A 25,507-nucleotide genomic window follows, 5' to 3' on the forward strand; every position below is an offset into this window, starting at 1 on the left:
GCAGCCGACTCGACAAAAGGGGCTTCCACACGAAGCCCCTTGTTGCGTCCGCCGGCACGCCGGCATGCCCGGCCCAGTTATCAAGGAAGTGAAAAGATCATGTTTCCCAAAAGACTCACCGAAGGCTATCAGTCCTTTCTCGCCGGCCGCTTCCACTCGGAACGCAGCCGCTACGAAAAACTGGCCGAAACTGGGCAAAGCCCGGAAATCCTGATCATCGGCTGTTGCGACTCGCGCGTCTCGCCCGAAGCCATCTTCGACGCCGGCCCCGGCGAAATGTTCGTCGTGCGCAACGTCGCCAACCTGGTCCCGCCCTGTGACCCCGACTCCGAATCCTCGTACCACGGCACCAGCGCCGCCATCGAATTCGCCGTCAACGGCCTGAACGTCAAGCACATCGTCGTCCTCGGCCACGCCTCCTGCGGCGGCATCCGCGCCTTCTTCGACGACGCCAAGCCCCTGACCAAGGGCGACTTCATCGGCAAGTGGATGTCCCAGATCGCCCCCGTCGCCGACGAACTCGGCCCCGGCGGCGACGACCGCGCCGCCAACCTCAAGCGCCTGGAACTCGCCGTCATCGGCCACAGCCTGAACAACCTGATGACCTTCCCCTCCATCCGCCGCCGCGTCGAAAAGGGCGACCTGGAGCTGCACGGCACCTACTTCGGCGTCGCCACCGGCGTCCTGTTCCTGCGCGACCCCGCCACCGGCGAATTCAGCCCCTGCCTGGAAACCGGCCTGCCCGGCTGACCGCTCCACAAACGCGGCGGCTCGGCCGCCGCGCGCATGTCGCCACGGGCAAATAGCGCAGGCGCATCCACGCCATGCAAACGCGGCAAGCACGCCAGACCGTCACAGCGTAGCCGCAACGCAGCGCCATCACCAGCGCGCAGCGTCATCCCGCCGACGCAACACACCCAAACGCCAAAGAAGGCCGCCCGCGCGGCCGCCTTTGGCGACCCCGCAAGACCTTCCCCTCCCCCCGATCGCTGGCAAAAAAACGCCAAGCAAACAACTCGCCCCCCTGGCCCCCGTTAAGTCTCATCATGAGCGGGTGCCGGGGCAGGCGGGGGATGGCGGGGCGTGTAGATGCGCCCGAGGGAAACCGTAGGGAGCCGAAGGCGTACGAGGTTGACGCAGGGGCAGTCCGGAGCGAACGCTCCGGACCGCAATCGTAGCCCCGCCATCCCCCGCCTGCCCCGGCGCCCGCGGCTAAAGAACCCAACAACCGCCGCCAACAACGCCAGCAACCCCCTCAAACCCGATACGCCTGCGCCAACCTCTCATAATTATTCTTAAGAATGATCCCCGCATAGTAGACATGCTCACGCATCAGATCCTCAGCCCGCGCCCCATCCCGCGCAATGATGGCGTTGACGATCCGATGATGATCATCGTGCGACCGCAGAATGATCCCATGGTCCTCCCACAGGATGATCCGATCCGACGCATACGGAATCGCCTGCGCCTGCGTCGCGAACCGCTTCACCCACGGATTGCCCGCCGCCTCCAGGATCCCGTTGTGCAAGGTGATGTTGACCTGCTGGTAAGGCAGATGGTCCTCCGCCAGCAACACCCCCTTGCCGAGAATGCGGTCGCCTTCGTCCAGGCAATTCTTCAGCACCGCCACCGCGTCGTTCGACAGCCCGCGCAGCGCCGCCTGCCGACAGGCCAATCCTTCGAGCGCCGCCCGCACCTCGTAAGCCGCCACGATCTCGGCCAGGTCATACGCCCGCACCGTATAGCCGCGCTTGGGCAGGTGCTCCAGCAGCCCCTCGTTGCCCAGCGTCGCCAGGGCCGCCCGCACCGGCGTGCGCGACACCCCCAGCTTCTCGGCCAGCGGAATTTCCTCCAGGCGGGCGCCCGGGCTGAACTTGCCATGCAGCACCCAGTCCCGCAGCGTATCGGTCACGTGTTGAGATAGCGTATCCATGCCCGCATTGTATACATGAAGAATACATGCGACAGCGCCCCATACCATCACGCTAGGGCTTTCCCCAATGAGAACCATCAAGTTTCATGCGCAGCTACGGGAAACCCCCTATACCTGCCGCCCCTTCATGTATACATAATCGCCAAAAATTCAGATCAGCGGACGCCGTTTCCAAGGCGGGCGAATCCGCGCAACAGGAGGCAGCATGTCCAATGTATCCACGCCGGCCGCAGGCCCGGCTCCGCGGCTCGCGCTCGTCACCGGCGGTGGCGGCGGCATCGGCGCCACCATCTGCCAGGAGCTGGCCCGCGCCGGCTACCGCGTGGTGGTGTCGGACGTGGATGCCCAGCGCGCCCGCCGCGTGGCCGACGAACTCGGCGCGCCCCACAGCGCCCATGCCTTCGACGTCAGCGATGAAAGCGCCGTCGAAACGGCGTTCGACCAGATCGAACAGGCCCACGGCCCCATCGCCGTGCTGGTCAGCGCCGCCGGCCTGCTGCTGTTCCAGGCCAACGGCGAACGCCCGCTCATCAAGGACACCACGCTCGACATCTGGGAACGCAGCTTCGCCGTCAACGCGCGCGGCGTGTTCCTGTGCGGCCGCGCCTACCTGCGGCGGCGCGAAGCCGCGCCGCTCAAGCACGGCCGCATCGTCACCTTCACGTCGGTCGCCGCGCAACTGGGCGGCTATCGCTCCAGCGCCTCGTACATCGCCGCCAAGTCGGCCGTGCTGGGCCTGACCAAGGCCATGGCGCGCGAATCCGCGCACCTGGGCATCACCGTCAACGGCATCGCGCCGGGGCTGATCGACACCGACATGCTGCGCAGCACCGTCACCAGCAGCGGCGCGCTCGCGGCGGCCGCCCAGGCGATTCCGCTGGGCCGCATCGGCACGGTGGACGATGTCGCCGCCGCGGTGCGTTTCCTGGCCTCGGAAGAAGCGGGCTACATCACCGGCAGCGTCATCGACGTCAACGGCGGCTACCGCATGCAGTGAACCCTGTGCAATGAACCCAATCCGGCGGCTTCGCCGCCAAGCAGCAACGCGCCATCGATAAAGGCGCGCACTCAAAAAACGGGAGACAAACCATGAAGCACCTCCGCCGCCATGCGGCCGCCGCGCTATGCGCCCTCGCCCTGGGCGCTTCCGCCCAGGCCCAGCAGGAACCCGGCATCACCGACAAGACCATCAGGATCGGCCTGTTCGCGCCCCTGTCGGGCAGCGGCATGGCCTATGGCTTTGACGTGCTGAACGCCGCCAAGATGTGGTACGCCAAGGTCAACAAGGAAGGCGGCATCAACGGCCGCCAGATCGAGCTGGTAATCGAGGACGACCGCTGCAACGCCAACGACCTGGTGGCGGCGGTCAAGAAGCTGACGGAGCAGGACAAGGTGTTCCTGCTGAACGGCGGCTCGTGCTCGGCCGCCGTGGTGGCCGCGCGCGAATACGTCGAGCGCGAGAAGGTGCCGCTGGTCATGCTCAACGCCTCGGGCGACGGCGCGCTGTATCCGCCGTCCAAGTACATCTACGGCGCGTTCTCGATCTCGCAGCACGCCGTGGGCGGCTCGATGGTGCAGTTCGCCGCCGAGCATCTCAAGGCCAAGAAGATCGGCTACATCAACCACGACGATGCCTACGGCGGCTGGAACCTGGAAGCCGCCCAGGCCCAGTCCAAGCAGCTGGGCGGCCTGAACCTGCAGGTGCAATCGGTCAATCCCAACATCACCGACGTGACCGCGCCGATGCTCAAGATCCGCGCCGGCAATCCCGACGTGCTGCTGCTGACGACGTATGCCCGGCCCGCCGCGCTGATCATCAAGAAGGCGCAGGAACTGGGCTGGAACAAGCCCATCGTGCTGGCCGTCAACGGCACCGCCGACCTGAAGCAGCTGGTGGAGAACGTCGGCAACAAGGACGCCTTCAAGAACGTCTACATCCAGGAAGTGCTGAGCGACATGCCCGGCGGGCCCAAGCTGACCTGGGTCTACGACATGTACAAGCAGGCCTATCCGGACCTGGCCGCCAAGCCTGGCCATCCGCAGACCTACATGCCCTACGGCCTGCCGCCCGCCATGGCGGTGGTCAATGCGCTCAAGGCCGCCGGCCCGCAGCCCACCCGCGAGAAGGTGCTGGCCGCGCTGGAGACCATGAAGTTCGATTCCGGCGTCATGGCCGGCCCGATCGAATTCGGCCCGAACGACCGCGCCGCGCAGGAATCGGCCATCTACATCAAGTTCGACGGCACCAACATGTCGCTCGTGCCGGGCGCCTTCAAGAGCGTCTGGCAGTACCAGCCGTAACCGCCGCCACAGGCCAGGTCCGCGCCGCGGCGCAGCGCCGCGCGGACCGCCGGAGACCATCATGAGCTTTGCCGATATCTGGTTGTTCCTGCAGCAGGGGGTGCTGTCGGGACTGGTGACGGGCAGCGTGTATGCGCTGCTGGCGGTCGCCGTTGTCATCATTTTCAAGACCACGGATGTGCCCAATTTCGCCCAGGGCGAGATATTCATGGTCGGGGGCTACGTCGCCCTGTTCCTGACCCTGGTGATGGGCTGGCCCTACCTAGCGGTCATCCCGGTGACGCTGGCCGTGGTGGCCGTGGTCTCCGGCCTGTTCCAGCGCGTCGTCATGGAGCGCGTCATCGCCTCCAGGGGCGTGGGCGTGCAGATGGTGATCGCCACGCTGGGCCTGGCCTACGCCCTTAAAGGGCTGGTGCGCCAGACCGGGCTGGGCGACACGCCGCGCTCGCTGCCGCCGCTGGCCCCCACCGACGCCATCCTCATCGGCGATGCCGTGCTGACACAGCTGGACCTGGTGATCTTCGCCGTGGCCGTGGGCGTGATGCTGCTGCTGTACGTGATGTTCACCTACACCCGCGTGGGCAAGGCCATGCGCGCCGTCGGCATGAACCCCAAGGCCGCGCGCCTGGTGGGCGTGAACCTGACGCGCATCCGCATGATGGTGTGGGCGCTGTCCGGGCTGATCTCGGCCGTGGCCGCGCTGCTCATCACGCCCAAGATCCTGATCACGCCGGACATCGGCCACATCGCCATCCTGGCCTACGCGGCCGCCATCGTCGGCGGCATCACCAGCCTGCCCGGGGCGGTGGTCGGCGGCTTCGTGATCGGCGTGGCCGAGAACCTGGTGGGCCTGTTCATTTCGACCAACGCCATCGTGGTGGCGCCCTTCGTCGCCATCATGGTGGTGCTGCTGCTGCGTCCGCAAGGCCTGCTGGGCGGCAAACTGCAGGTGAAAAAAGTATGAAATCCAAGACCGACCGCGCCCTGCTGGCGCTGATGGCCGTGGCGCTGGCGGCCCTGCCGTTCGTCGCCAGCGGCTATGTGATCTACGTCGTCAACCTGCTGATGGTGTTCGTGGTGCTGGCCCTGGGCCTGCACATCGTCATCGGCGAGACCGGGCAGTTCGCCCTGTCGCACGCCGCGTTCTACGGCGTCGGCATCTACACCGCCGGGCTGATCAACAACCTGTGGCATCCGCCCTTCTTCGTCTCGATCGTGGCGGGCGGGCTGTTGGCGGCCGTGCTCGGCTACCTGATCGGCGCGCTGGCGCTGCGCATGCGCGACATCTACCTGGCGCTATCCACGTTCGCCTTTGGCGAGGCGATGCAGTGGGTGTTCCTGAACTGGCAGTCGGTGACCAACGGCTCGAACGGCTTCCGCATTTCGCCGGCCACGCTGTTCGGCTATGAACTGGTGTCCGACATCAAGGCCTATCCCTTCGTGGTGGCGATCGCCGCGCTGCTGCTGTGGGTCACCGTGGCGCTGTCGCGCTCGCAGCTGGGCTCGGCCTTTCGCGCCGTGCGCGAGAGCGACGTGGCGGCGCAGGCCATGGGCGTGAACGTCAACGCCATCAAGCGCACCGCCTTCACGCTGTCGGCGGCCTACGCCGGCATCGCCGGCGGCATGTACACCACCTTCGCCTCGTTCATCCATCCGGAGAGCCTGGGCTTTCAGACCACCATCCTGATCCTCACCATGGTGGTGGTGGGCGGCATCGGCTCGGTGCGCGGCGCCATCGCCGGCGCCATCGGCTTCGGCCTGATCTCGGAGCTGCTGCGCCAGGCGCTGTCGTTCCAGGAAATCATCTATGGCGTGATCCTGATGGGCTTCATGATGTTCGCGCCAAAGGGCCTGTTCGCCGGCCGCGAGGCGCGCCGCCGCGCGCCGCCGCCAGCCGCGCCGCTGCCCGCGCGCCGGGACGCCCAGGGCGCCACCGCCAAACCCACGCAAAGGAGCGCCGCATGAGCGCCCAACCCTACCTCGACGTCCAGGGCCTGACGGTGAAATTCGGCGGCCTGACCGCCATCAACGGCCTGTCGATGCAGGTCGAGCGCGGCCGCATCCACGCGTTGATCGGCCCCAACGGCGCCGGCAAGTCCACCACCTTCAACTGCGTCTCGCGCTACTACCGGCCGACGCAGGGCCGCATCGTCTTCGACGGCATCGACGTCACGAAAAAGAAGCCGCACGAAATGGCGGCGCTGGGCGTGGCCCGCACCTTCCAGAACCTGGAGTTGTTCAGCGCGCTGACGGTGCGCGAGAACGCGCTGCTGGGCACCTATGCGCACGGCGCCAGCACGGCCGCGCGCCTGCTGCGCCCGGCCACCGCCGAGGCGCGCGAACGCGTCGAACACCTGCTCGAACGCGTCGGCCTGGCCGACTTCCTCGACACGCCCGCGTGCAGCCTGGACTTCGGCCGCCAGAAGATGCTGGAACTGGCGCGCGCGCTGGCCATCTCGCCCAAGCTACTGTTGCTGGACGAGCCCGCCGCCGGCCTGCGCAATCGCGAAATCGAGACGCTCGACCGCATCCTCACCGAGCTGTGCGAACGCGACGGCATCACGGTGCTGCTGGTCGAGCACGTGATGCAGCTGGTGATGTCGATCTCGGATCGCATCACCGTCATGTCGTTCGGCGAGAAGATCGCCGAAGGCACGCCCGCGGAGGTGCGCAGCAACCCCCGCGTCATCGAAGCCTATCTGGGCAAGGGAGCCGCCGGTGGCTGAGAACCTGCTTGAAGTCGAATCGGTCAGCGCCGCCTACGGCAATATCCGCGCCCTGCAGGACGTGTCGCTGAAGGTGCCGCAGGGCGCCATCGTCGCGCTGCTGGGCGCCAACGGCGCCGGCAAGTCCACCACGCTCAACGTGATATCGCGGCTGGTGACGCCCACCGCGGGCAGCGTGCGCTTTGCGGGCGAGGCCATCCATCGCCAGCCGGCCGACGCCATCGTCAGCCGCGGCATCGTGCAGGTGCCGGAGGGCCGCGAGATCTTCCGCGAAATGAGCGTGCGCGAGAACCTGGAGATGGGCGCCTACCTGCGCCAGGACCGCCAGGCGGTCAAGGCCGACCTGGACATGGTCTGCGATACCTTCCCGCGGCTGCGCGAGCGCTTCGAGCAGAAGGCCGCCACGCTGTCGGGCGGCGAACAGCAGATGCTGGCCACCGGCCGCGCCATGATGGCGCGCCCGCGCATGATCCTGCTGGACGAACCGTCCATGGGCCTGTCGCCGCTGGTGGTGGAACAGATATTCGACATCGTGCTGCGCCTGAACCGCGAACAGGGCATCACCATCCTGCTGGTGGAACAGAACGTGAAGCTGGCGCTGTCGGTGTCCAGCTATGCCTACATCCTGGAAAACGGCGAGATCGCGCTGGAAGGCGCATCGGCCGCGCTGGCCAGCGACGAAGGCGTGCAGCGCGCCTACCTGGGCGGCTAGGAGCGAACCATGACTCTGATGATGCAAGACAAGCGGGTCCTCGTCACCGGCGCCGGGCGCGGCCTGGGCGCCACCATCGCGCAGGGCTTCGCGCGCGAAGGCGCCACCGTGATCGTGGCCGACCTCGATCCCGCCCTGGCCCGCGCCAGCGCCCAGGCCATTGCGGCCGCCGGCGGCCGCGCCATCGACGCCGCGCTGGACGTGACCGACGCCGAGGCGGTGCGCGCCTTCGCCGCCGAATGCGAAGCGCGCCACGGTGCCATCGATGTGCTGGTCAACAACGCCGGCATCTCGGCGCGCGCACCGTTCGACGATCCACAGACCCCGCAGATCTGGGAACGCGTGATGAACGTGAACCTGCAAGGCACCTTCAACGTCACCCACGCCTTCGTCGAACAGCTCAAGGCCCGCCGCGGCGCCATCGTCAACCTGTGCTCGATCGTGGCCTATGGCTGCGGTATTTCGACCGCCGGCTACGTGGTATCCAAGGGCGGCGTGCGCTCCTTCACCGAAGTGCTGGCGCGCGACCTGGCGCCGCACGGGGTGCGCGTCAACGCCGTCGCCCCCGGCCTGATGGAAACCGAGATGACCGCCGGCCAGCGCGCCCAGGCCCACGGCACCGACTGGTACATGCGGCGCGCGCCGATGGCGCGGGCCGGACGCGCCGACGAGATCGTCGGCCCGGTGTTGTTCCTGGCCTCGGACATGGCCAGCTACGTCAATGGCGTGGTGCTGCCGGTGGACGGCGGCTACCTGGCCGTATAGGAATCGATATGGAACCCCTCAACTCCCTCGGCACCGCGCTGGTCACCGGCGGCGCCAGCGGCATGGGCCTGGCGATCGTCGAGCGGCTGGCGCGCGACGGCTTTCGGGTCGTCATGGCCGACCGCAACGCGGCCCTGGCCGACAAGGAAACCCAGGCGCTGCGCGCGCAGGGCCTGGATGTGGACTACCGCGTGGTCGACCTGGCCGACGAACACGCCACCCGCGCCCTGGTGCGCGAACTGGCGCCGCTGGCGGCGCTGGTCAACAACGCCGGCCTGTTCGATGAGCGCAAGTTCTTCGACGTCACCAGCGATGATTACCGGCGCATGTACGACGTCAACCTGCTGGCCGTCGCCACCCTGACGCAGGAAGCCGCGCGCGACATGGCCGCCGGCGGCAAGATCGTCAACATCGCATCGCGCGCCTACCTGGGCGCGCGCAACCATCCGCACTACGTGGCCTCGAAGGCCGCGCTGGTGGGTTACACCCGCGCCTCGGCCATGGAACTGGCGCCACGCGGCATCCTGGTGAACGCCATCGCGCCCGGGCTGATCGACACGCCGCTGCTGCGCAATCTGAGCCCCGAACGCCTGGCGGCGCAGTTGGCGCTGCAGCCCACGGGCCGCGCCGGCCAGCCGCGAGACGTGGCCAACGCGGTGTCGTTCCTGGCCTCGCCGCAAATGGACTTCATCACCGGCCAGGTGATTTTCGTGGACGGCGGCAAGTCGCTGGGCGGGTCGGGAGCATAGGCAGCATGGACAGCATCAAGTGGGACAAGGAAGTCGACGCGCTCGTGGTCGGCTCGGGCGCGGGCGGCATGAGCGCCGCGCTGACCGCCAGCGTGGCGGGCCTGGACGTATTGCTCATCGAGAAGACCGACCGCATCGGCGGCTCGACCGCCATTTCCGGCGGCGCGCTATGGATACCGCTGAACGCGCAGACCGAGGCCGCCGGCCATCCGGACAGCTTCGACAAGGTCTGGACCTATCTGCAGGAAACCGTCGGCGCCGCGGCCTCCGACGAGATGAAGCGCGCCTATCTGGACGCCGGCCCGCGCATGATGGATGACCTGGTCGCGCGCGGCTTCCTGCGCGTGGCCGCGCGCACCGCCTCGCCCGACTACTACCCCGACCTGCCCGGTGCCGCCATGGGCGGCCGCTCGCTCGATCCGGTGGAATTCGACGGCCGCAAGCTGGGCCGCCATTTCAAGACGCTGCGCGATCCGCTCAAGGAATTCACGGTGCTGGGCGGCATGATGGTCAGCATCACCGACGTGCGCCACCTGCTGCGCGCCACCCGCGCGTTCGCCTCGTGGTGCCACGCCATGAAGCTGGTGCTGCGCTATGGCGCCGACCGCCTGCGCGGCTACCACCGCGGCACCCGCCTGCTGCTGGGCAACGCGCTGGCCGCCCAACTGTTCCACGCGATGTTGGCGCGCAAGGTGCCCTACTGGCTGGACACGCCGGCGCTGACGCTGCTGCGCGATGCCGACGGCGCGGTGCTGGGCACCACCGTCGAGCATGAAGGCCGGCGCATGAACATTCGCGCCCGCCGTGGCGTGGTCATGGCCACCGGCGGCTTTCCGTGGGATTCGACGCGCCGCCGCCAGACCTACCCCCACCCCACCGACGACTGGTCGATGGCGCCGCGCGACAATACCGGCGACGGCATCCGCCTGGCCGAGGACGCCGGCGCGGCGCTGGGCCAGGGCCATTCCAGCCCCGCCTTCTGGGCGCCGGTGTCGATCCTGGAACAACCCGGCGGCAAGCGGCTGCACTATCCGCACCTGGTGTGGGACCGCGCCAAGCCCGGCCTCATCGCCGTCAACGGCGCCGGCCGCCGCTTCGTCAACGAATCGACTTCGTACCACGCCTTCGTGCAAGCCATGTACCGCAGCCACGAGCAGGTGCCGACGATGCCAGCCTTCCTGCTGTGCGACCAGCGCTTCATCGATACCTGGGGCCTGGGCCTGGCGCTGCCCGGCGGACGGCCGCGCCAGCATCTCATCGATGCCGGCTACCTGCTGCAAGGCGCAACGCTGGAGGCGCTGGCGCAGAAACTGGGCGTGCCGCCCGATGCGCTGCACGCGACCGTCGCGCGCTACAACGAATACGCGGCGCAAGGCCTGGACCCCGACTTCGGCAAGGGGAGCACCGCCTACAACCGCTACCTGGGCGATCCCGAGCACCAGCCCAACCCCTGCCTGGCGCCGCTCGGCGCCGGCCCCTACTACGCGGTCAAGGTGTACGCCGGCGACATCGGCACCGCCCGCGGCATCGCCGCCAATGGCAACGCGCAGGCGCTGGACGCCGCCGGCCAGCCGATTCCCGGCCTCTACGTGGCCGGCAACGACATGCATTCGGTCATGGGCGGCGCCTATCCGGCGCCCGGCATCACGCTCGGACCCGCCCTGACTTTCGGCTGGGTCGCTGGACAACACCTGGCCCGTGCCCAACACTGACGCACCACCACCGACAAGGACTCCCATGAAGATCTACTTCTCGCCCGCCTCGCCCTTCGTGCGCAAGTGCATGGTCATCGCCCACGAACTGGGCCTGGCCGACCGCATCGAGAAACTGCCCAGCGCCGCCGGCCCCGTGGCCCGCGACCAGAACATCATCCCGGACAATCCGCTGGGCCAGGTGCCGACGCTGATCACCGACGACGGCCAGCGTCTGTTCGACAGCCGCGTCATCTGCGAATACCTGAACGACCTGGGCAAGGGCGCGCTGTTCCCCACGGGCGCCACCCGCTGGGCCGCGCTGGCCGAACAATCCCTGGGCGACGGCATGCTGGGCGCCGCGCTGCTGGCGCGCTACGAAACCGTGCTGCGCCCCGAGCCGCTGCGCTGGGACGGCTGGTACGAAGGCCAGATGGGCAAGGTGCGCGACGGCCTGGCGCTGCTCGAGAAGACCGCCGCCCGCCTGGAAGGCCGCCTCGACATCGGCACCATCACCGTCGGCTGCGCCCTGGGCTACCTGGACTTCCGCTATCCCGATTTCGACTGGCGCGCCGGCCATCCCGCCGTCGCCGCCTGGTTCAAGGCGTTCAACCAGCGCCCCTCGATGCAGGCCACGCTGCCACACGCCTGACCCGCTCCGGTTTGGGTGGCCGCCAAGCCTGGAGAACCCGCCGGGCTCCCGGCGCAACGGCCGCCCGGTACGGCGCGCCCTCTTGGGCCCGCCGCTCGCCCCTGGCTTTTGCCAGGGGCTTTTTTTTCTTACAGATCGACATACCGCCCCGCCCAGGGCCGTCTATATTGAACTTCCGAGGTCCCCGCCGGACCAACTGGTAGACCCACAGACCAGGGAGCCCACGCATGAACGTGACCGCCGTCTCCCCCATCGCCCGCGTCGCCCCGCCGTATGCCGCGCGCATCCCGCTGCTGGACGACACACGCCCCGTCTGGGAAGCCGAATGGGCCGCCCGCAACGCCGCCACGCGCCAGGCGCAACGCAGCGCCCAGGCGCAGGCCGCCTGGCAGGCCCAGCGCGTCGCCCGCGCGGCTGCCTCGCCGCAGGCGGATGACGCCGATGCCGGCCGCGCCGTCACCAACACGCCATCCAGGGCGGTCGCCCTCACGGCCGCCGCGCCCGCCGCCATCAATGTCGACCAGCTGCGCGACCTGTACGCCGATGCCCGCCTGCGCCGCGCCATCGATGAATTCTCGGCGCGCCCCGACCCGGTGGCGCTGCGCGCCGACAGCGCCAATGATCTCGGCACCATCGAGGGCCTGACGCCGCTGCAACCCTACCGCGTGGCCATGGGCAACCCGCAAGTGCAGGAACTGCAGACCACCGTGGCCTTGAAGGCCGCGGGCCTGGGCATCCCCAAGGTCGAGAACATCGGCCCCACCGAGAACGTGACCGACCAAGCCCGCTACCGGCCCAACGCGCGCACTTGATTGAACCGCGCAGGCGCAATCCGCGCCTGGCCCCCCGCTCGCGACACGAAGGCTCGGGTATAAACGCCTCGGATAACGCTCACGTGCACCGCTGCGCCGATCCAGGCAAGAAAAAAGCCGCCCACACGGGCGGCTTGTCACTTGCCGGACGGCGACGTCCGATCAGTGGAAGAACTCGGCGATCATCGTTGCGCCCAGGAAGGTGCCGGCGTTGGCCGCCAGCGACACCACCACGATCTTCCAGCCCAGCTTGCGGAAGGCCGGCAGGTCCTTCAGGATCGACAGGCCGGCCATCGCCAGGATCACCGTGGTGAACGGCAGGAAGTTGACCTTGTTGACCGCGGCAATGATCTGGTCCGAGTACGGCACCGCGCCGGGGCAACCCACGGTCATGGCGATCAGCGACAGCACCGCCACGGCGGGCAGCTTGGGCACCACGCGCAGCAGCAGGTCGGCGATCACGACCAGCACGATGATGATCAGCATGCCGGGCAGCGCGTCCAGGATCGGCACCTTGTAGCCGAACTGGTTGCCGACCAGGGCGAACAGGCCGCACACGGCATAGGCCGTCAGGCGATCGCCGAAGCCCATCTTCACGGCATGCGACGGCGCGTCGGTCGCGGCCGTGGTGTCGGCGGCGGTTTCGGCCTTGGCGCGCGAGAAGCGGCCCAGCACCGGCTCCAGCTTGCCGTACAGGAAGATGGTCGTCGGCAGCGAGATGAACAGCGTGAAGTACACGCCCACCACCGTGGTCAGCAGGTTGGCGGCGGCGGCCAGCGCGGCCACCTGGTGCGCCACTTCCGGCGTCTGCTGCGAAGCGATAGCGCCCACGCCCGCGGCCATCATGCTGCCCGAGCCCACGCCGGCGCCCATGGCGAGCGAGCGCGGATCGAAGATGTTCAGGCTGGTGATGAAGCCGGCCATCAGCGCCACGAACAGCGCGCCGATCACGGTGCCGGTGATGTACTCGGCCATCACGCCGCGGCCTTCGGGCGAATTCATGCCGTAGCGCTCGCCGATGATCGCCAGGCTGGGCTCGCGGCCCACCGAGAAGGTCGCGCCAATGGCTTCGCGCTTGATGCCCAGCAGCAGCGCCAGCGGCAGGCCGATGGCCATGGTGCCGAAAAAGTGGCCGAATTCCTGGAACACCAGGGCCCAGCCGGCCTCGCGCACCTGCGGCAGCGAACCGCCGACCATCAGGCCCAGCTTGGCCAGGAACGGCAGCAGCGCGTATTGCAGGTAGCCGCTGATGCGGGTCTGCATGGCGGTGTCGATACCCGCGTTGGCCGGCAGGCGCTGGCCGAAGGCGGCCACGACCGCGCCGATGAAGATGGCCCAGAGCATGGGCTGCAGAACGATCTTGCCCGGGCCCACCGCGAAGGTGACGCTGCCGATCGCTTCGGACACGAGCACCACCAGCAAGATGGCGACAAGCATGCGGAGGCGGCTGTATAGCGACATGGCGGGCATGGCCAGGCTGGCGCTGGCATGAGACATCGGATTCCCCTGAGTACGTGAGTAGGTATGGCGCGGCCCGATCGGCATGTCCCTGGCGGGCCAGCCGCGCTGAACGGCTGGCGCGGGACGGCTCGCGATGCGAGCGGGCGGCAGCGACGATTTTCGCCCGGGGGCCGGCGCGCCAACCATGACAGCGCCTGGGCTAATGTGTTGCGTAAAATGCAACGGATGCCCCTGGACGGGGATTTTTTTGCAAGAACCGGCAATATATAAGGGTAAACCCTCGATATGTTGCAGACCGAACCGATGCCTTTGTGCCACGGAGCCGCCCCATGGACGAAAAACTCGACGCCCGCCGCACCCATTACTTCATGCAGGTCATGAGCCGCGGTTCGGTGCGCGGCGCCGCCGAAGTGCTGAACATGGATCCGTCCGCCGTCAGCCGCGCCATCGCCGCGCTGGAGCGCGACTGCGGCATGGCGCTGTTCGAACGGCGCGGCCGCGGCGTGGTGCCGACCGACGCCGGCCACATCCTGGCGCGCTACGTGAAGCGCCAGCAGAACATCCAGGAGAGCTTCTTCTCAGAGATCGACAGCCTGCGCAAGGCGGAGCGCGGCCACATCGACCTGGTGCTGGGCGAAGGCTTCGTCGAACTGATGTTCGACCGCGTGCTGCCCGGCTACTGGCGCAATCATCCGGAAGTCACGCTGGACATCGACGTGGCCCGCACCTCGGAAATCGTGCAGCGCATCGTCGATGACCAGGCCTACATCGGCCTGGTGTTCCAGCCGCCCAACGATGCCCGGCTGCGCACGCACTATTCGCGCCCCGAGCCGATCCGCGCCATCGTGCGCCAGGAGCATCCGCTGACGCGCCTGCAGCGCCCGCTGCTGCTGACCGACCTGGTCGAGTATCCCGGCGCCGCGATGCAGGAAGGCTTCGGCGTGCGCCAGCACATCCAGGCCGCCGAGATCAGCGAACAGGTGCGGCTGCGCAACGTGCTGACCACCTCGTCGTTCAAGGCGCTTTGGCAATTCGCCGCCACTGGCATCGGCTACGCCCTGACGCCGCCCATCGCTGTCACCGCCGACATGGCCGCGCTCCGCCTGGCCAGCCTGCCGCTGGCCAACCCCATTCTCAACCAGGGCAGCCTGCACGTGCTCAGCCGCGCCGGCCGCCACATCTCGCCGGCGGCGCGCGAACTGCTGGACCACATCGTGCGCGGCATCGGCACGCCCGCCGACGCCATCTGATACGGTCGCCTGGCGCGAATCTGCATCTGCCCCGCCCGCGCCGGGGCGGCTACAGTGGCCGCATCCCCTGTCAGGAGACCTTCCCGATGCTCAGCTTCCTGCGCACGGTCAAATCCGTGCTGTGGGGCTTTTTCGGCGTGCGCCGCGGCCGCGGCTACGACGCCGACATCGCCCACAACAAGCCCGCCCCGCTGATCCTCACCGGCCTGCTGATGGCCGCCTGCCTGGTCGTGATCCTGGTGCTGGTGGCGCGCTGGGCGGTCAACGCCGCGCTGTAGACCGCCGCGCGATCTGCAATGACGCCATGGCGTCAATGGGCGGATCGCGTGCCCGCGTAGCCGCGAGCCAGCACGCTAGGGCAGCGCCAGCGCCGACATTTCCGTCAGCAACTGCCCGAACGCCCGCACCGCCGGCGCCTGCTGTTCCGCCTGGCGCGAAATCAGCCTGAATTCGGCATGGGTCAACGGCGGCAGGCCGTAGCGGCCGTCGATCACATCCATGCCGGGCCGCACGTCTTCCTGCGGCAGCGCCGTCACGGCGAGCCCCGCCAGCACGGCCGCGCGCAGGCCCTCCTGGCTGGGCGAGGTGAAAGCCACGCGCCATTCCAGCCCGGCCGCCTGTAGCGCGTCCACGCCGACCAGGCGATGCACGCAGGGCGACGGCGCGAAGGCCAGCGGTATGGGCTCGTCACCGGAAAAGTCGAACGCGTGCGCGGCCGCCCACACGAAGCGCGTGCGCCGCAGCATCGCGCCGCGCTCGGGTTCGCTGGGCAGCGCCATCACCACCGCCAGATCCAGCATATCCGCCTCGACCTGGGTACGCAGGTCCAGGTAGCTGCCGACCACCACGTCCAGGCGCACCGCCGGAAAGGCGCGCGCGAACCGCGCCAGCAGCAATGGCAGGCGTTCGCCCATGAAATTCTCGGGCACGCCCAGGCGCACCGCCCCCGCCACCGATGACCGCTGGAAACGCCGCGCCAGCGCGTCCTGGGCCCGCAGCACCTGCTCGGCGTAGCGCAGGAAGTCCTCGCCGTCCTCGGTCAGCGCCAGGCTGCGGGTGGTGCGGACCAGCAGCGCGGTGCCGGCCTGCGCTTCCAGGCGCCGGATCTGGTGGCTGACGGCCGACTGGCTCAGGTGCAGCCGTTCGGCGGCGCGGGTGAATCCGCCGGCTTCCTTGACCGCGACGTAGGTGCGCAACAAGGCGGTATCGAAGTCCATGGAGTCAACTCATGATGAATATTGATGAATCCGACGAAATTAAATCATTTCCATCATTTTTAACACGCTCCCAGAATGAGGTCCCGCGGCGGATTCCCGCCGCCGACCTCTCGTGAGAACCCCGATGCCGCTTTCGATAGCGCAGAAAAATAGCTTCACGCTGGCCGCCGTCTGCCTGGCCGCCCTGATGTTCGGCCTGGAGATTTCCAGCGTGCCGGTGATCCTGCCCACACTGGAACAGGCGCTGCGCAGCGGCTTCCAGGAACTGCAATGGATCATGAACGCCTACACCATCGCCTGCACCACGGTGCTGATGGCAGCGGGCACGCTGGCCGACCGCTACGGCCGCAAGCGCCTGCTGATGGCCAGCCTGGCGGTGTTCGGCCTGACCTCGCTGGTCTGCGGCTGGGCGCAGGACACCGGCGTGCTGATTGCCGGCCGCGCCCTGCAGGGCCTGTCCGGCGGCGCCATGTTGATCTGCCAGGTGGCGGTGCTGTCGCACCGCTTCCAGGAGGGCGCCGCGCGTGGCCGGGCCTTTGGCGCCTGGGGCATTGCCTTCGGCGTCGGCCTGGGATTCGGCCCGGTCATCGGCTCGGCCATCGTCGCGCTATCGAGCTGGCAATGGGTATTCCTGGCGCATGGCCCGCTGGCACTGGTCGCGCTGGGGCTGACGTGGCAGGGCGTGGACGAATCGCGCGATCCGCGCCAGCGCAAGCTGGACGTGGCCGGCATCGTCTCGCTGTCGCTGGCGGTGTTCGGCCTGGCCTGGTTCATTACCCAGGGTCCCGCGGCTGGCTTCACCAGCGCGCCGACCCTCGCCAGCCTGGGCGCGGCCATCCTGGCGCTGGTCGTCTTCGTGATCGCCGAACGCCGCTGCGCCGACCCGATGTTCGACTTCGCGGTGTTCCGCATCCGCCGCTTCTCCGGCGCGCTGCTGGCGTCGGCCGCGATGAACTTCAGCTTCTGGCCCTTCATGATCTACCTGCCACTGTATTTCCAGAACGGCCTGGGCTACGGCGGCCTGGGCACTGGCCTGTCGCTGCTGGCCTACACCCTGCCGACGCTGGTGGCGCCGCCGCTGGGCGAGAAACTGGCGCTGCGCTACCGCCCCGACACGGTGATCCCGGCCGGCCTGTTCGCCATCTGCCTGGGCTTCGCGCTGATGAAATGGGGCAGCGGCGTCGCGCACGCCAGCTGGCTGACGATGCTGCCCGGCTGCCTGCTGGCCGGCACCGGCCTGGGCCTGATCAATACGCCCGTCACCAACACCACCACGGGCGCGGTGCCCGGCGACCGCGCCGGCATGGCCTCGGGCATCGACATCAGCGTGCGCATGATCAGCCTGTCGATCAATATCGCCTTGATGGGGTTCCTGCTGGTCGAAAGCGTGCTGTCTTCCTTGCGCCGCCATTGGCCCCAGGCGCCCGCCGATGCCACGCTGCGCGCCATGGCCGAGGCCCTGTCGGCGGGCAACCTGGGCGATGGCGCCGGGCTCGCGATCCCCGCGGACGTGGCCCGGACCGCGCTGACGCAGGGGTTCGGCGACGTGATGCTGTACGGCGCGGCGGCCGTCGGCCTGCTGGCGCTGGCCAGCCTGGCTACCTTCCGGGGTGCCCGGCCGCGTCACCGGGCGGTCGCCGGGTCCGGCGGCTGAACGCCGCCACGCAGGCGTGCGCCGCAGGCATACGCTTATTACCAGAATGACTTAGACGGTCGAAGCGGCTGCCTGTTACGGTTATGAATCCCCCAGTCCCCGCCCAGGGCGGGCCAAGCTTGCGGGGACCAGACCGAGAAGACCTCAAGGGCAGTAGACATGTACGTGTATGACCCCGTCGACCAGCAGCTCGTCGAGCAGCGCGTGGCGCAGTTCGCCGATCAGACGCGCCGCTTCCTCGATGGCCAGCTCACCGAAGATGAATTCCGCGTCCTGCGCCTGCAGAACGGCCTGTATATCCAGCGCCACGCGCCGATGCTGCGGGTGGCCATCCCCTACGGCATCCTGGCCTCGCGCCAGCTGCGCACCCTGGCGCACATCGCGCGCAAGTGGGACCGCGGCTACGGCCACTTCAGCACGCGCCAAAACATCCAGTTCAACTGGCCCAAGCTGGAAGACGTGCCGGACATCCTGGCCGAACTGGCCACGGTGCAGATGCACGCCATCCAGACCAGCGGCAACTGTATCCGCAACACCACCACCGACCACTTCGCCGGCGTCGCGCCGGACGAGCTGATCGACCCGCTGGTGTGGTGCGAGATCATCCGCCAGTGGTCCACGCTGCACCCCGAATTCGCGTTCCTGCCGCGCAAGTTCAAGATCGCGGTCAGCGGCGCCGTGCAGGACCGCGCCGCGGTCGGCGTGCACGACATCGGCCTGCAGGCGGTCGAGCGCGACGGCAAGCTCGGTTTCCGCGTCTGGGTCGGCGGCGGCATGGGCCGCACGCCCATCGTCGGCAAGCTGATCAACCCGTTCGTCGAATGGCAGGACCTGCTGACCTACCTGCAGGCCGCGCTGCGGGTCTACAACCTGCATGGCCGCCGCGACAACAAGTACAAGGCGCGCATCAAGATCCTGGTGAAGGACCTGACGCCGGAAGTCTACGCGCAGCAGGTTGACGAACAGTGGCAGCTGATCAAGGGCGGCCCCGACACCATCACGCAGGAATTCGTCGACACCATCGCCGCGCGCTTCATCTGGCCGCAATACGATCCGGCCGCGGCCCACGATACCGACAACACGGCGGCGCTGGCCGCCGCCGACAAGCGCTTCGCGCGCTGGGTCCGCACCAACGTGCACGCCCACAAGACGCCGGGCTACGCCGCCGTCACCGTCTCGCTCAAGGCCACCGGCGTGCCGCCGGGCGACATCACCGCCGACCAGATGGACGCGGTGGCCGCGCTGGCCGATGAATACGGCTTCGGCGAACTGCGCGTGTCGCATGAGCAGAACCTGATCCTGGCCGACGTGCGCCGCGCGCGCCTGCACGAGTTGTGGGGCAAGCTCGAAGCGCTGAACCTGGCCACGCCCAACGTCGGCCTGCTGACCAACATCATCGCCTGTCCGGGCGGGGATTTCTGCGCGCTCGCCAACGCCGTGTCGATCCCCGTGGCCGAGGCCATCCAGCGCCAGTTCGACAACCTCGACTACCTGTTCGAGATCGGCGAGCTGGACCTGAACATCTCCGGCTGCATCAACTCCTGCGGCCACCACCACGTCGGCCACATCGGCATCCTGGGTGTCGATAAGGCCGGCGAAGAGTGGTACCAGGTCACCATCGGCGGCCGCCAGAACGGCGCCGCCAAGCCCCTGCCTGACATCGAATCGACGAAGGGCGGCGGCGCCGCCATCGGCCGCATCATCGGCCCCTCGTTCGCCCGCGACCAGGTGCCGGGCGTGGTCGACCGCCTGATCCGCACCTACCTTGGCCTGCGCGACAGCGAGGAGGAACGCTTCATCGACGTGGTGGACCGCGTCGGCATCGATCCCTTCAAGCAAGACGTGTATTCCGACCCCGCCTTTGCCAAGCCCGCCCAGGAGGCCGCCCATGTCTGAGCCCTACGCCCACGACGCGCCCGGCCCGCACCTGATCCGCAACGGGCAACTCGAAAGCGACGCGGCCCGCCCCTTCGTGCCCGATCCCGAGGTGGCGGCCGACGGCCAGGTGCCGACCGACGAGCCCGGCTGGATCGTGCCGCTGGCCACCTGGAAGGCCTCGCGCGCCACGCTGCGCCGCCATCGCCATCCGGTCGCGGTCCTGCTGGGACCCGACGCTGATCTGCGCGACCTGCTGGAAGCCGACGGCACGCTCGATCCCGCCGGCATCGCCTTCATCGCGGTGGACTTCCCCGTCTACACCGACGGCCGCGGCTATTCGCTGGCGCAACTGCTGCGCACCCGCTATCACTGGACGGGCGAACTGCGCGCCGTCGGCGACGTGATGATCGACACCATCCACTACCAGGCGCGCGTCGGCTTCGACAGCTTCCTGGTCAAGCCGGGCCACGACCCGCGCAAGGCGCTGGACGCGTTCAAGACCTTCACGGTGCACTACCAGAAGACCTACCGCGCGCCCGCGCCGGCGCAGGCCTGACACGCGCAGCCGGCCTCGATGCCATCGAGGCCGGACCGAACCCTTATCGTTCAATCCGCCTCGTCGACCACGCCGGGCAAGCTCCAGCGCTGGCGCCTGACCTCGTCCTGCCCCAACTGCGTGCGGATCAACTCGGCAATGGCGCGCTGGCGCGGCGCCTGCATGCGGTCGATCAGGCTCGAGACGCTGACCGCCAGCCGCGGATAGCCGCCCGCGTCGCACAACGCCACCCCTACCCCCAGCACGCCCGGCACCGCCGCATTGCCCACCACCGCCCAGCCCCGGTCGCGCGTGTTCTCGGCCAGCCGCCGCATCTGCGCCACCGTCATGCCGCCGTAGGCGCGCAGGGCCTGCTCGTTCTGTGCGATCACCTCGTCGGCCTCGGCCGGCGGCAAGGCGCCCAGCAGCGCCAGGCCGGCCGCGCCCACGCCCAGCGGCTGGCGATGGCCGATGGTCACCGCCAGCACCTGCACCGGATAGTTGCCGACCTCGCGATGCAGGCATAGCGAATCGCCGCCGGCGCGGCAGATCAGGAATGCCGAATCGCCGCTGACGTCGCTGATCTGCCGCAGCACCGGCCGCAGGCCGCGCACCGCTTCGGCGTGCGGATCGCCGGCCATCATCACGCCCAGTTCCGCCATGCGCCAGTGCGGCGCATCCGGCTCGCGCAGCGCGTAGCCCTCCTGCGCCAGCACATCCAGGTACCGGTAGACGGTGGAGCGCTGCATGCCGGCGGCGCGCGCGATGTCTGTCACGTGCATGCCGGCCGCGCCCGCCTGGCGCAGCACGCCCAGCACCCGCAGCCCGCGCCGCAACACCCGCGGCCCGCCGTCGTCGCTTTCCGGTTTGTTCATTTTCTGGACACCTTGCGTTGATGAGGCGCCTATCAAAGCCCAATATGAAGTCGGGCAGGCAAAGATCTGTCCAGATATTAGACAAACAGGACGGAGACAACCATGCAGACATTCAGCAGGCGGCTGGCCGCCAGCGTCGCGGCCCTGGCGGGCGCCATTGCATTCAGCGCGCCGAGCCAGGCTGCCAAACCCTATCCCGAACGCCCGGTGACCCTGGTGGTCGGTTACGCCGCGGGCGGCGCCACCGACATCGTGGCGCGCCTGGTCGCCAAGGCCCTGAACGAGGAACTCGGCCAGACCATCGTGGTGGAGAACAAGACCGGCGCCAACAGCAACATCGGCGCCGAAATCGTCGCGCGCGCCGCGCCCGACGGCTATACGCTCTACGTCGGCTCGATCGCCAACACCATCAACCGCACGCTGTACAGCAAGCTCAACTACGACTTCGTCAAGGACTTCGAGCCGATCGGCCTGCTGGCGACCATCCCCAACATCCTGGTGGTCAACCCCAAGCTGCCGGTCAAGACGGTGCCGGAATACCTGGCCTACGCCAAGGCCCACCCCGGCAAGCTGACCTGCGCCTCGTCGGGCAGCGGCTCGTCCATCCACCTGTCCTGCGAACTGTTCAAGATGCAGACCGGCACCGACATCCTGCACGTGCCCTATCGCGGCAGTGGTCCGGCGGTGGCCGACCTGCTGGGCGGCCAGGTCGATTCCATGTTCGACAACCTGCCCTCGTCATTGCCCCACGTGCAGGCTGGCAAGCTGCGCGCCATCGGCGTCACCTCGCCGCAGCGGCTTCCGGCCGTGCCCGACGTGCCGACGCTGGCCGAGTCCGGCCTGCCCGGCTTCGACGTCGAATCCTGGTTCGGCCTGATGGCGCCGGCTGGCACGCCGCAACCCGTCATCGCGCGCCTGAACCAGGCCTTGAACAAGGCGCTGGCCGATCCCGCGCTGGTGGCGTCCTACAAACAATCGGGCTTCTACGCACCGCAACCGCCCAACACGCCGCAGACGTTCGGCAAGAAGATCGCCAGCGAAATCGACAAATGGGGCGAAGTGGTCAAGCGCGCCGACATCAAAGCCAACTGAGGAGCACCAGGGTGTACCCGATAGATTTCTTTTTTCGCGCCGCCGAGCAGTATCCGGACCGCGTGGCGCTGGACGCGCCCGAGGGCCACGTAACGTATGCGCGGCTGGCCAAGGACGTGCGCGCGCTGGCCGCCGCGTTGCAGGACCTGGACCCGGCGCCACAGACCCGCGTCGCCCTGTGCGCGGGCAACACCAGCCGTCATATCCTGGCGCTGCTGGCGGTGCTGGCCAGCGGCAAGATCTGGGTGCCGCTGAACATCCGCAGCACCGCGCGCGAGATCGGGCGCATCCTGGACGCCACCGAGCCGTCCATCGTCATGGTCGACGGTGCCGGCGACGCGCTGGTGGCGGCGGGCGCGCCGCATCGCGTCAGCCTGGCGCCGGACATCGCCGGCCTGGCCTTCGAGACCCTGCTGCAACGCGGCGCCGGTCGCGAACCGCTGCGCCACGCGTTGCCGCGCGAGGCCACCCAGGCAATCAAGTTCACCGGCGGCACCACCGGCCTGCCCAAGGGCGTGATGCAGCCCTATCACGCCTGGAACGCCGCCATCATCAACCAGATCCACAGTTGGGGCCTGACGCACGAGGACCGCTACGTGGTCGCCGCCCCGGTGACGCATGGCACCGGCACCTACCTCTTGCCGGTGCTGGCGCGCGGCGGCGCGCACGTGCTGCTCGACAGCGCCACGCCGGCCTCGATCACCGCCGCCTTCCGCGAACGCGGCGGCACCCTCAGCTTCATGCCGCCGACGCTGATCTACATGATCATGGCGCAGCCGGGCGTGTCGCGCGCCGATTTCCCGAGACTGCGCAACCTGATCTACGGCGGCGCGCCCATGCCGCCCGAAAAAATCGAACGCGCCCGCGCCTTCTTCGGCCCGGTGCTGGGCACCACCTACGGCCAGACCGAGGCGCCGCAGATCGTCACGGTGCTGCGTCCGGCCGACCTGGAATCGCCCGACAACCGCGCCTCGGTCGGCCGCGTCACCTGGCTGTCCGACGTCGCCATCATGGACCCGGCCGGCGCCCTGCTGCCGCGCGGCGCGATCGGCGAAGTGGTGGTGCGCGGCGACCTGGTGATGTCGGGCTACTGGCGCCTGCCCGAGAAGACCGCCGAGACCATCGTCGACGGCTGGCTGCACACGGGCGACACCGGCCTGATCGATGAACGCGGCTACCTGTTCCTGAAGGACCGCCTGCGCGACGTCATCATCACCGGCGGCTTCAACGTGTATCCCGTGGACGTCGAGAACGCGCTGTCGTCGCATCCGGCCGTCTACGAATGCTCGGTGTTCGGCCTGCCCGACGACAAATGGGGCGAGGCCGTCCACGCCGCGGTGCAACTGCATCCCGGCGTCGCGGCCGACGCCGACGCGCTCAAGGCCCACGTGCGCGGCCTGCTCGGCCCGGTCGCCACGCCCAAGCAGATCCACCTCCACGCCAGCCTGCCGCGCTCGCCCGTCGGCAAGGTGCTCAAGAACGCCGTGCGCGACGCGGCCCTCAAGGAATACCCATGAACACGCCCGAAACCCGCCTCTGCGCCCATCACCTCACCGGCATGTCGTACCGCGACGTCGACCTGGTGGAAGACCTGATCGGCAAGAAGACCTTCACCGAAGTCATGATCATGCAGATCCTGGGCCGCGAGGCGCGGCCGGTGGACATGCGCATCGTCGACGCGGTGCTGGTGACCTTGATGGAGCATGGCCTCACGCCCAGCGCCATCGCCACCCGCCTGATCTACATGAGCGCGCCCGAAAACCTGCAGGGCGCGGTGGCGTCCGGCCTGATGGCGGTCGGCAGCCAGTTCGTCGGCACCATGGAGAACTGCTCGCGCCTGCTGGACCGCATCCGCCAGGCCGCCGACGGCCGCGCCGAGGCGCTGGCGATCGCGCAGGAATTCCGCGCCAGCCGCCAGCCGCTGCCGGGCTTCGGCCATCACCTGCACAAGCCCGACGACCCGCGTTCGATCAAGCTGCTGGCGCTGGCCGAGGCCGAGCCGGACCTGCCCGGCGATTCGCTCAAGGCGCTGCGCCTGCTGGCGGCGGCGATCGACGAGACCTACGGCAAGCACATCACCATCAACGCCACTGGCGCCGTCGCCGCGCTGCTCAGCGAGATCGGCGTGCCCACCGCGCTGATGCGCGGCTTTGCGGTCATCTCGCGCGCCGCCGGCCTGGTGTCGCACGTGGCCGAGGAACAGCAGAGCCCGAGCGGCCGCTTTATCTGGGAAACCATCGACCACGCCATTCCCTACGTCGGCAAGGGCAAGTCGCACCAGCGCGACGGAGAACCGTCGTGATCCCGCCCGCGCCCGGCGCGCGGCTGGCGGGCAAGATCGCGCTGGTGGCCGGCGCCGGTTCCTCGGCCGCCGGCTGGAGCATCGGCAAGGCCAGTTGCGTGACGCTGGCGCGTCAGGGCGCGGCCATCATCGCGCTGGACGCCGACCGGGCGGCGGCCGAGGACGCGGCCCATGAAGTCGAGCGAGCCGGCGGCCAGGCGCTGCCGGTGCAGGCCGACGTGGCCGACGCCGACGCCATGCGGGCCGCGGTGGACGCGGCACTGGCCCACTACGGCCGCATCGACGTGCTGCAAGCCAACGCCGGTATCGGCAAGGTCGGCGGCCCGGAAGACATCGACCTGGCCGACTGGGACCGCATCCAGCGCGTCAACGTCACCAGCCTGCTGATCGCCACGCGCCTGCTGGCGCCCGTGATGCGGGCACAGGGCGGCGGCGCCATCGTCACCGTATCGTCGATCGCGGGCATCCGCTACACCGGTTATCCCCACCTGGCCTACAGCGTCAGCAAGGCCGCCGTGATCCATTTCGCGCGCATGGCGGCTCAGCAGTACGCGGCCGACGGCATCCGCGTCAATACCGTGATCCCGGGCCTGATCGATACGCCGCGTGTTGCCAGGAACGTGGCCGGCATGTTCGCCAAGGACGACCTGGAGGCGGCGCGCAAGGCGCGCGACCGGCAGGTGCCGATGGGCCGCATGGGCACGCCCTGGGAAGTGGCGAACGCGGTGGCGTTCCTGGCGTCGGATGAAGCGTCGTACATCACCGGCACGGAACTGCTGGTGGATGGGGGCCTGACGGGCAAATACGCTTAGGGCAAACCGCAAGGAAGAACGTAGCGGCGCGGCCCGGGCGCGTATCCGGACCGCGTGACGCGGAGGACGCAACCAGGCCGCCCCGCGCCC

General features: G+C 68.7%; 25 protein-coding genes. 21 read left to right on the plus strand and 4 right to left on the minus strand.

Annotated features, from left to right (window positions below):
* The first annotated feature begins 99 nt into the window (after positions 1 to 99).
* Positions 100 to 750 carry a carbonic anhydrase gene (locus AT699_RS27910; RefSeq protein WP_006390028.1) on the plus strand — a complete coding sequence of 217 codons (651 nt, stop codon included), beginning with the start codon at positions 100 to 102 and terminating at the stop codon, positions 748 to 750.
* A 505-nt stretch (positions 751 to 1,255) separates the two neighbouring features.
* Here AT699_RS27910 and AT699_RS27915 read toward each other — a convergent pair.
* On the minus strand, positions 1,256 to 1,912 hold the full coding sequence (locus AT699_RS27915; protein WP_230846684.1) for a GntR family transcriptional regulator: 657 nt from the start codon (positions 1,910 to 1,912) through the stop codon (positions 1,256 to 1,258).
* Between the two features lie 226 nt (positions 1,913 to 2,138).
* On the opposite strand from AT699_RS27915, the gene AT699_RS27920 reads away from it, so the two are divergent.
* The 11 genes from AT699_RS27920 (at position 2,139) to AT699_RS27970 (ending at position 12,341) form a co-directional block, all read left to right on the plus strand.
* Positions 2,139 to 2,930 carry an SDR family NAD(P)-dependent oxidoreductase gene (locus AT699_RS27920; protein ID WP_024070585.1) on the plus strand — a complete coding sequence of 264 codons (792 nt, stop codon included), beginning with the start codon at positions 2,139 to 2,141 and terminating at the stop codon, positions 2,928 to 2,930.
* A 92-nt stretch (positions 2,931 to 3,022) separates the two neighbouring features.
* Positions 3,023 to 4,234, plus strand: a complete 1,212-nt coding sequence (locus AT699_RS27925; RefSeq protein ID WP_024070586.1) for an ABC transporter substrate-binding protein — start codon at positions 3,023 to 3,025, stop codon at positions 4,232 to 4,234.
* A gap of 61 nt (positions 4,235 to 4,295) precedes the next feature.
* Positions 4,296 to 5,198, plus strand: a complete 903-nt coding sequence (locus AT699_RS27930) for a branched-chain amino acid ABC transporter permease (RefSeq protein WP_006390024.1) — start codon at positions 4,296 to 4,298, stop codon at positions 5,196 to 5,198.
* Positions 5,195 to 6,199: a branched-chain amino acid ABC transporter permease gene (locus AT699_RS27935; protein ID WP_024070587.1), complete on the plus strand. Its 1,005-nt coding sequence runs from the start codon at positions 5,195 to 5,197 to the stop codon at positions 6,197 to 6,199. Before AT699_RS27930 ends, AT699_RS27935 begins: the two co-directional genes overlap by 4 nt.
* Positions 6,196 to 6,960 carry an ABC transporter ATP-binding protein gene (locus AT699_RS27940; protein WP_024070588.1) on the plus strand — a complete coding sequence of 255 codons (765 nt, stop codon included), beginning with the start codon at positions 6,196 to 6,198 and terminating at the stop codon, positions 6,958 to 6,960. The genes AT699_RS27935 and AT699_RS27940 overlap by 4 nt, the downstream gene beginning before the upstream one ends.
* On the plus strand, positions 6,953 to 7,672 hold the full coding sequence (locus AT699_RS27945) for an ABC transporter ATP-binding protein (protein WP_024070589.1): 720 nt from the start codon (positions 6,953 to 6,955) through the stop codon (positions 7,670 to 7,672). The genes AT699_RS27940 and AT699_RS27945 overlap by 8 nt, the downstream gene beginning before the upstream one ends.
* A gap of 9 nt (positions 7,673 to 7,681) precedes the next feature.
* Positions 7,682 to 8,437 (plus strand): SDR family NAD(P)-dependent oxidoreductase, encoded by a 756-nt coding sequence (locus tag AT699_RS27950; RefSeq protein WP_006390020.1) that lies wholly within the window; start codon positions 7,682 to 7,684, stop codon positions 8,435 to 8,437.
* A gap of 8 nt (positions 8,438 to 8,445) precedes the next feature.
* Positions 8,446 to 9,186, plus strand: coding sequence for an SDR family NAD(P)-dependent oxidoreductase (locus AT699_RS27955; RefSeq protein WP_024070590.1), 741 nt, complete (start codon positions 8,446 to 8,448; stop codon positions 9,184 to 9,186).
* 5 nt (positions 9,187 to 9,191) lie between these two features.
* Positions 9,192 to 10,898 carry an FAD-dependent oxidoreductase gene (locus tag AT699_RS27960; RefSeq protein WP_024070591.1) on the plus strand — a complete coding sequence of 569 codons (1,707 nt, stop codon included), beginning with the start codon at positions 9,192 to 9,194 and terminating at the stop codon, positions 10,896 to 10,898.
* A 25-nt stretch (positions 10,899 to 10,923) separates the two neighbouring features.
* Complete coding sequence (locus AT699_RS27965) at positions 10,924 to 11,529, plus strand: glutathione S-transferase (protein WP_006390017.1); 606 nt, start codon at positions 10,924 to 10,926, stop codon at positions 11,527 to 11,529.
* A 227-nt stretch (positions 11,530 to 11,756) separates the two neighbouring features.
* Complete coding sequence (locus AT699_RS27970; RefSeq protein ID WP_024070592.1) at positions 11,757 to 12,341, plus strand: hypothetical protein; 585 nt, start codon at positions 11,757 to 11,759, stop codon at positions 12,339 to 12,341.
* 162 nt (positions 12,342 to 12,503) lie between these two features.
* On the opposite strand, the gene AT699_RS27975 is transcribed toward AT699_RS27970, so the two are convergent.
* Complete coding sequence (locus AT699_RS27975) at positions 12,504 to 13,838, minus strand: DUF3100 domain-containing protein (RefSeq protein ID WP_006390014.1); 1,335 nt, start codon at positions 13,836 to 13,838, stop codon at positions 12,504 to 12,506.
* A gap of 293 nt (positions 13,839 to 14,131) precedes the next feature.
* Between AT699_RS27975 and AT699_RS27980 the strand changes: the two genes are divergently transcribed.
* Positions 14,132 to 15,052 carry a LysR family transcriptional regulator gene (locus AT699_RS27980; protein WP_024070593.1) on the plus strand — a complete coding sequence of 307 codons (921 nt, stop codon included), beginning with the start codon at positions 14,132 to 14,134 and terminating at the stop codon, positions 15,050 to 15,052.
* Positions 15,053 to 15,138: 86 nt separating this feature from the next.
* Positions 15,139 to 15,330 carry a DUF2970 domain-containing protein gene (locus AT699_RS27985; RefSeq protein ID WP_006390012.1) on the plus strand — a complete coding sequence of 64 codons (192 nt, stop codon included), beginning with the start codon at positions 15,139 to 15,141 and terminating at the stop codon, positions 15,328 to 15,330.
* Positions 15,331 to 15,405: 75 nt separating this feature from the next.
* On the opposite strand, the gene AT699_RS27990 is transcribed toward AT699_RS27985, so the two are convergent.
* The gene (locus AT699_RS27990; protein WP_024070594.1) at positions 15,406 to 16,269 is read right to left on the minus strand and encodes a LysR substrate-binding domain-containing protein; all 864 of its coding nucleotides are present in this window, start codon (positions 16,267 to 16,269) and stop codon (positions 15,406 to 15,408) included.
* A 124-nt stretch (positions 16,270 to 16,393) separates the two neighbouring features.
* On the opposite strand from AT699_RS27990, the gene AT699_RS27995 reads away from it, so the two are divergent.
* The 3 genes from AT699_RS27995 (at position 16,394) to AT699_RS28005 (ending at position 20,357) form a co-directional block, all read left to right on the plus strand.
* Positions 16,394 to 17,923, plus strand: coding sequence for an MFS transporter (locus AT699_RS27995; protein WP_024070595.1), 1,530 nt, complete (start codon positions 16,394 to 16,396; stop codon positions 17,921 to 17,923).
* Positions 17,924 to 18,082: 159 nt separating this feature from the next.
* Entirely contained in the window at positions 18,083 to 19,819 is a 1,737-nt protein-coding gene (locus AT699_RS28000; protein ID WP_024070596.1) for a nitrite/sulfite reductase, read from the plus strand.
* Entirely contained in the window at positions 19,812 to 20,357 is a 546-nt protein-coding gene (locus AT699_RS28005; protein ID WP_006390008.1) for a DUF934 domain-containing protein, read from the plus strand. The genes AT699_RS28000 and AT699_RS28005 overlap by 8 nt, the downstream gene beginning before the upstream one ends.
* Before the next feature lie 50 nt (positions 20,358 to 20,407).
* On the opposite strand, the gene AT699_RS28010 is transcribed toward AT699_RS28005, so the two are convergent.
* The gene (locus tag AT699_RS28010) at positions 20,408 to 21,211 is read right to left on the minus strand and encodes an IclR family transcriptional regulator (protein WP_024070597.1); all 804 of its coding nucleotides are present in this window, start codon (positions 21,209 to 21,211) and stop codon (positions 20,408 to 20,410) included.
* Positions 21,212 to 21,313: 102 nt separating this feature from the next.
* On the opposite strand from AT699_RS28010, the gene AT699_RS28015 reads away from it, so the two are divergent.
* The 4 genes from AT699_RS28015 to AT699_RS28030 are packed head-to-tail and all read left to right on the plus strand — an operon-like array spanning position 21,314 to position 25,417.
* Complete coding sequence (locus tag AT699_RS28015) at positions 21,314 to 22,303, plus strand: Bug family tripartite tricarboxylate transporter substrate binding protein (RefSeq protein ID WP_024070598.1); 990 nt, start codon at positions 21,314 to 21,316, stop codon at positions 22,301 to 22,303.
* Positions 22,304 to 22,314: 11 nt separating this feature from the next.
* A complete protein-coding gene (locus tag AT699_RS28020; protein WP_024070599.1) occupies positions 22,315 to 23,820 on the plus strand; it encodes a class I adenylate-forming enzyme family protein in 1,506 nt (501 codons plus the stop codon).
* Entirely contained in the window at positions 23,817 to 24,605 is a 789-nt protein-coding gene (locus AT699_RS28025; protein ID WP_006390004.1) for a citryl-CoA lyase, read from the plus strand. The genes AT699_RS28020 and AT699_RS28025 overlap by 4 nt, the downstream gene beginning before the upstream one ends.
* Positions 24,602 to 25,417, plus strand: a complete 816-nt coding sequence (locus tag AT699_RS28030; protein ID WP_024070600.1) for an SDR family NAD(P)-dependent oxidoreductase — start codon at positions 24,602 to 24,604, stop codon at positions 25,415 to 25,417. Before AT699_RS28025 ends, AT699_RS28030 begins: the two co-directional genes overlap by 4 nt.
* Positions 25,418 to 25,507: the final 90 nt, after the last annotated feature.

Source organism: Achromobacter xylosoxidans, from assembly GCF_001457475.1.
GTDB classification, from domain to species: domain Bacteria; phylum Pseudomonadota; class Gammaproteobacteria; order Burkholderiales; family Burkholderiaceae_B; genus Achromobacter; species Achromobacter xylosoxidans.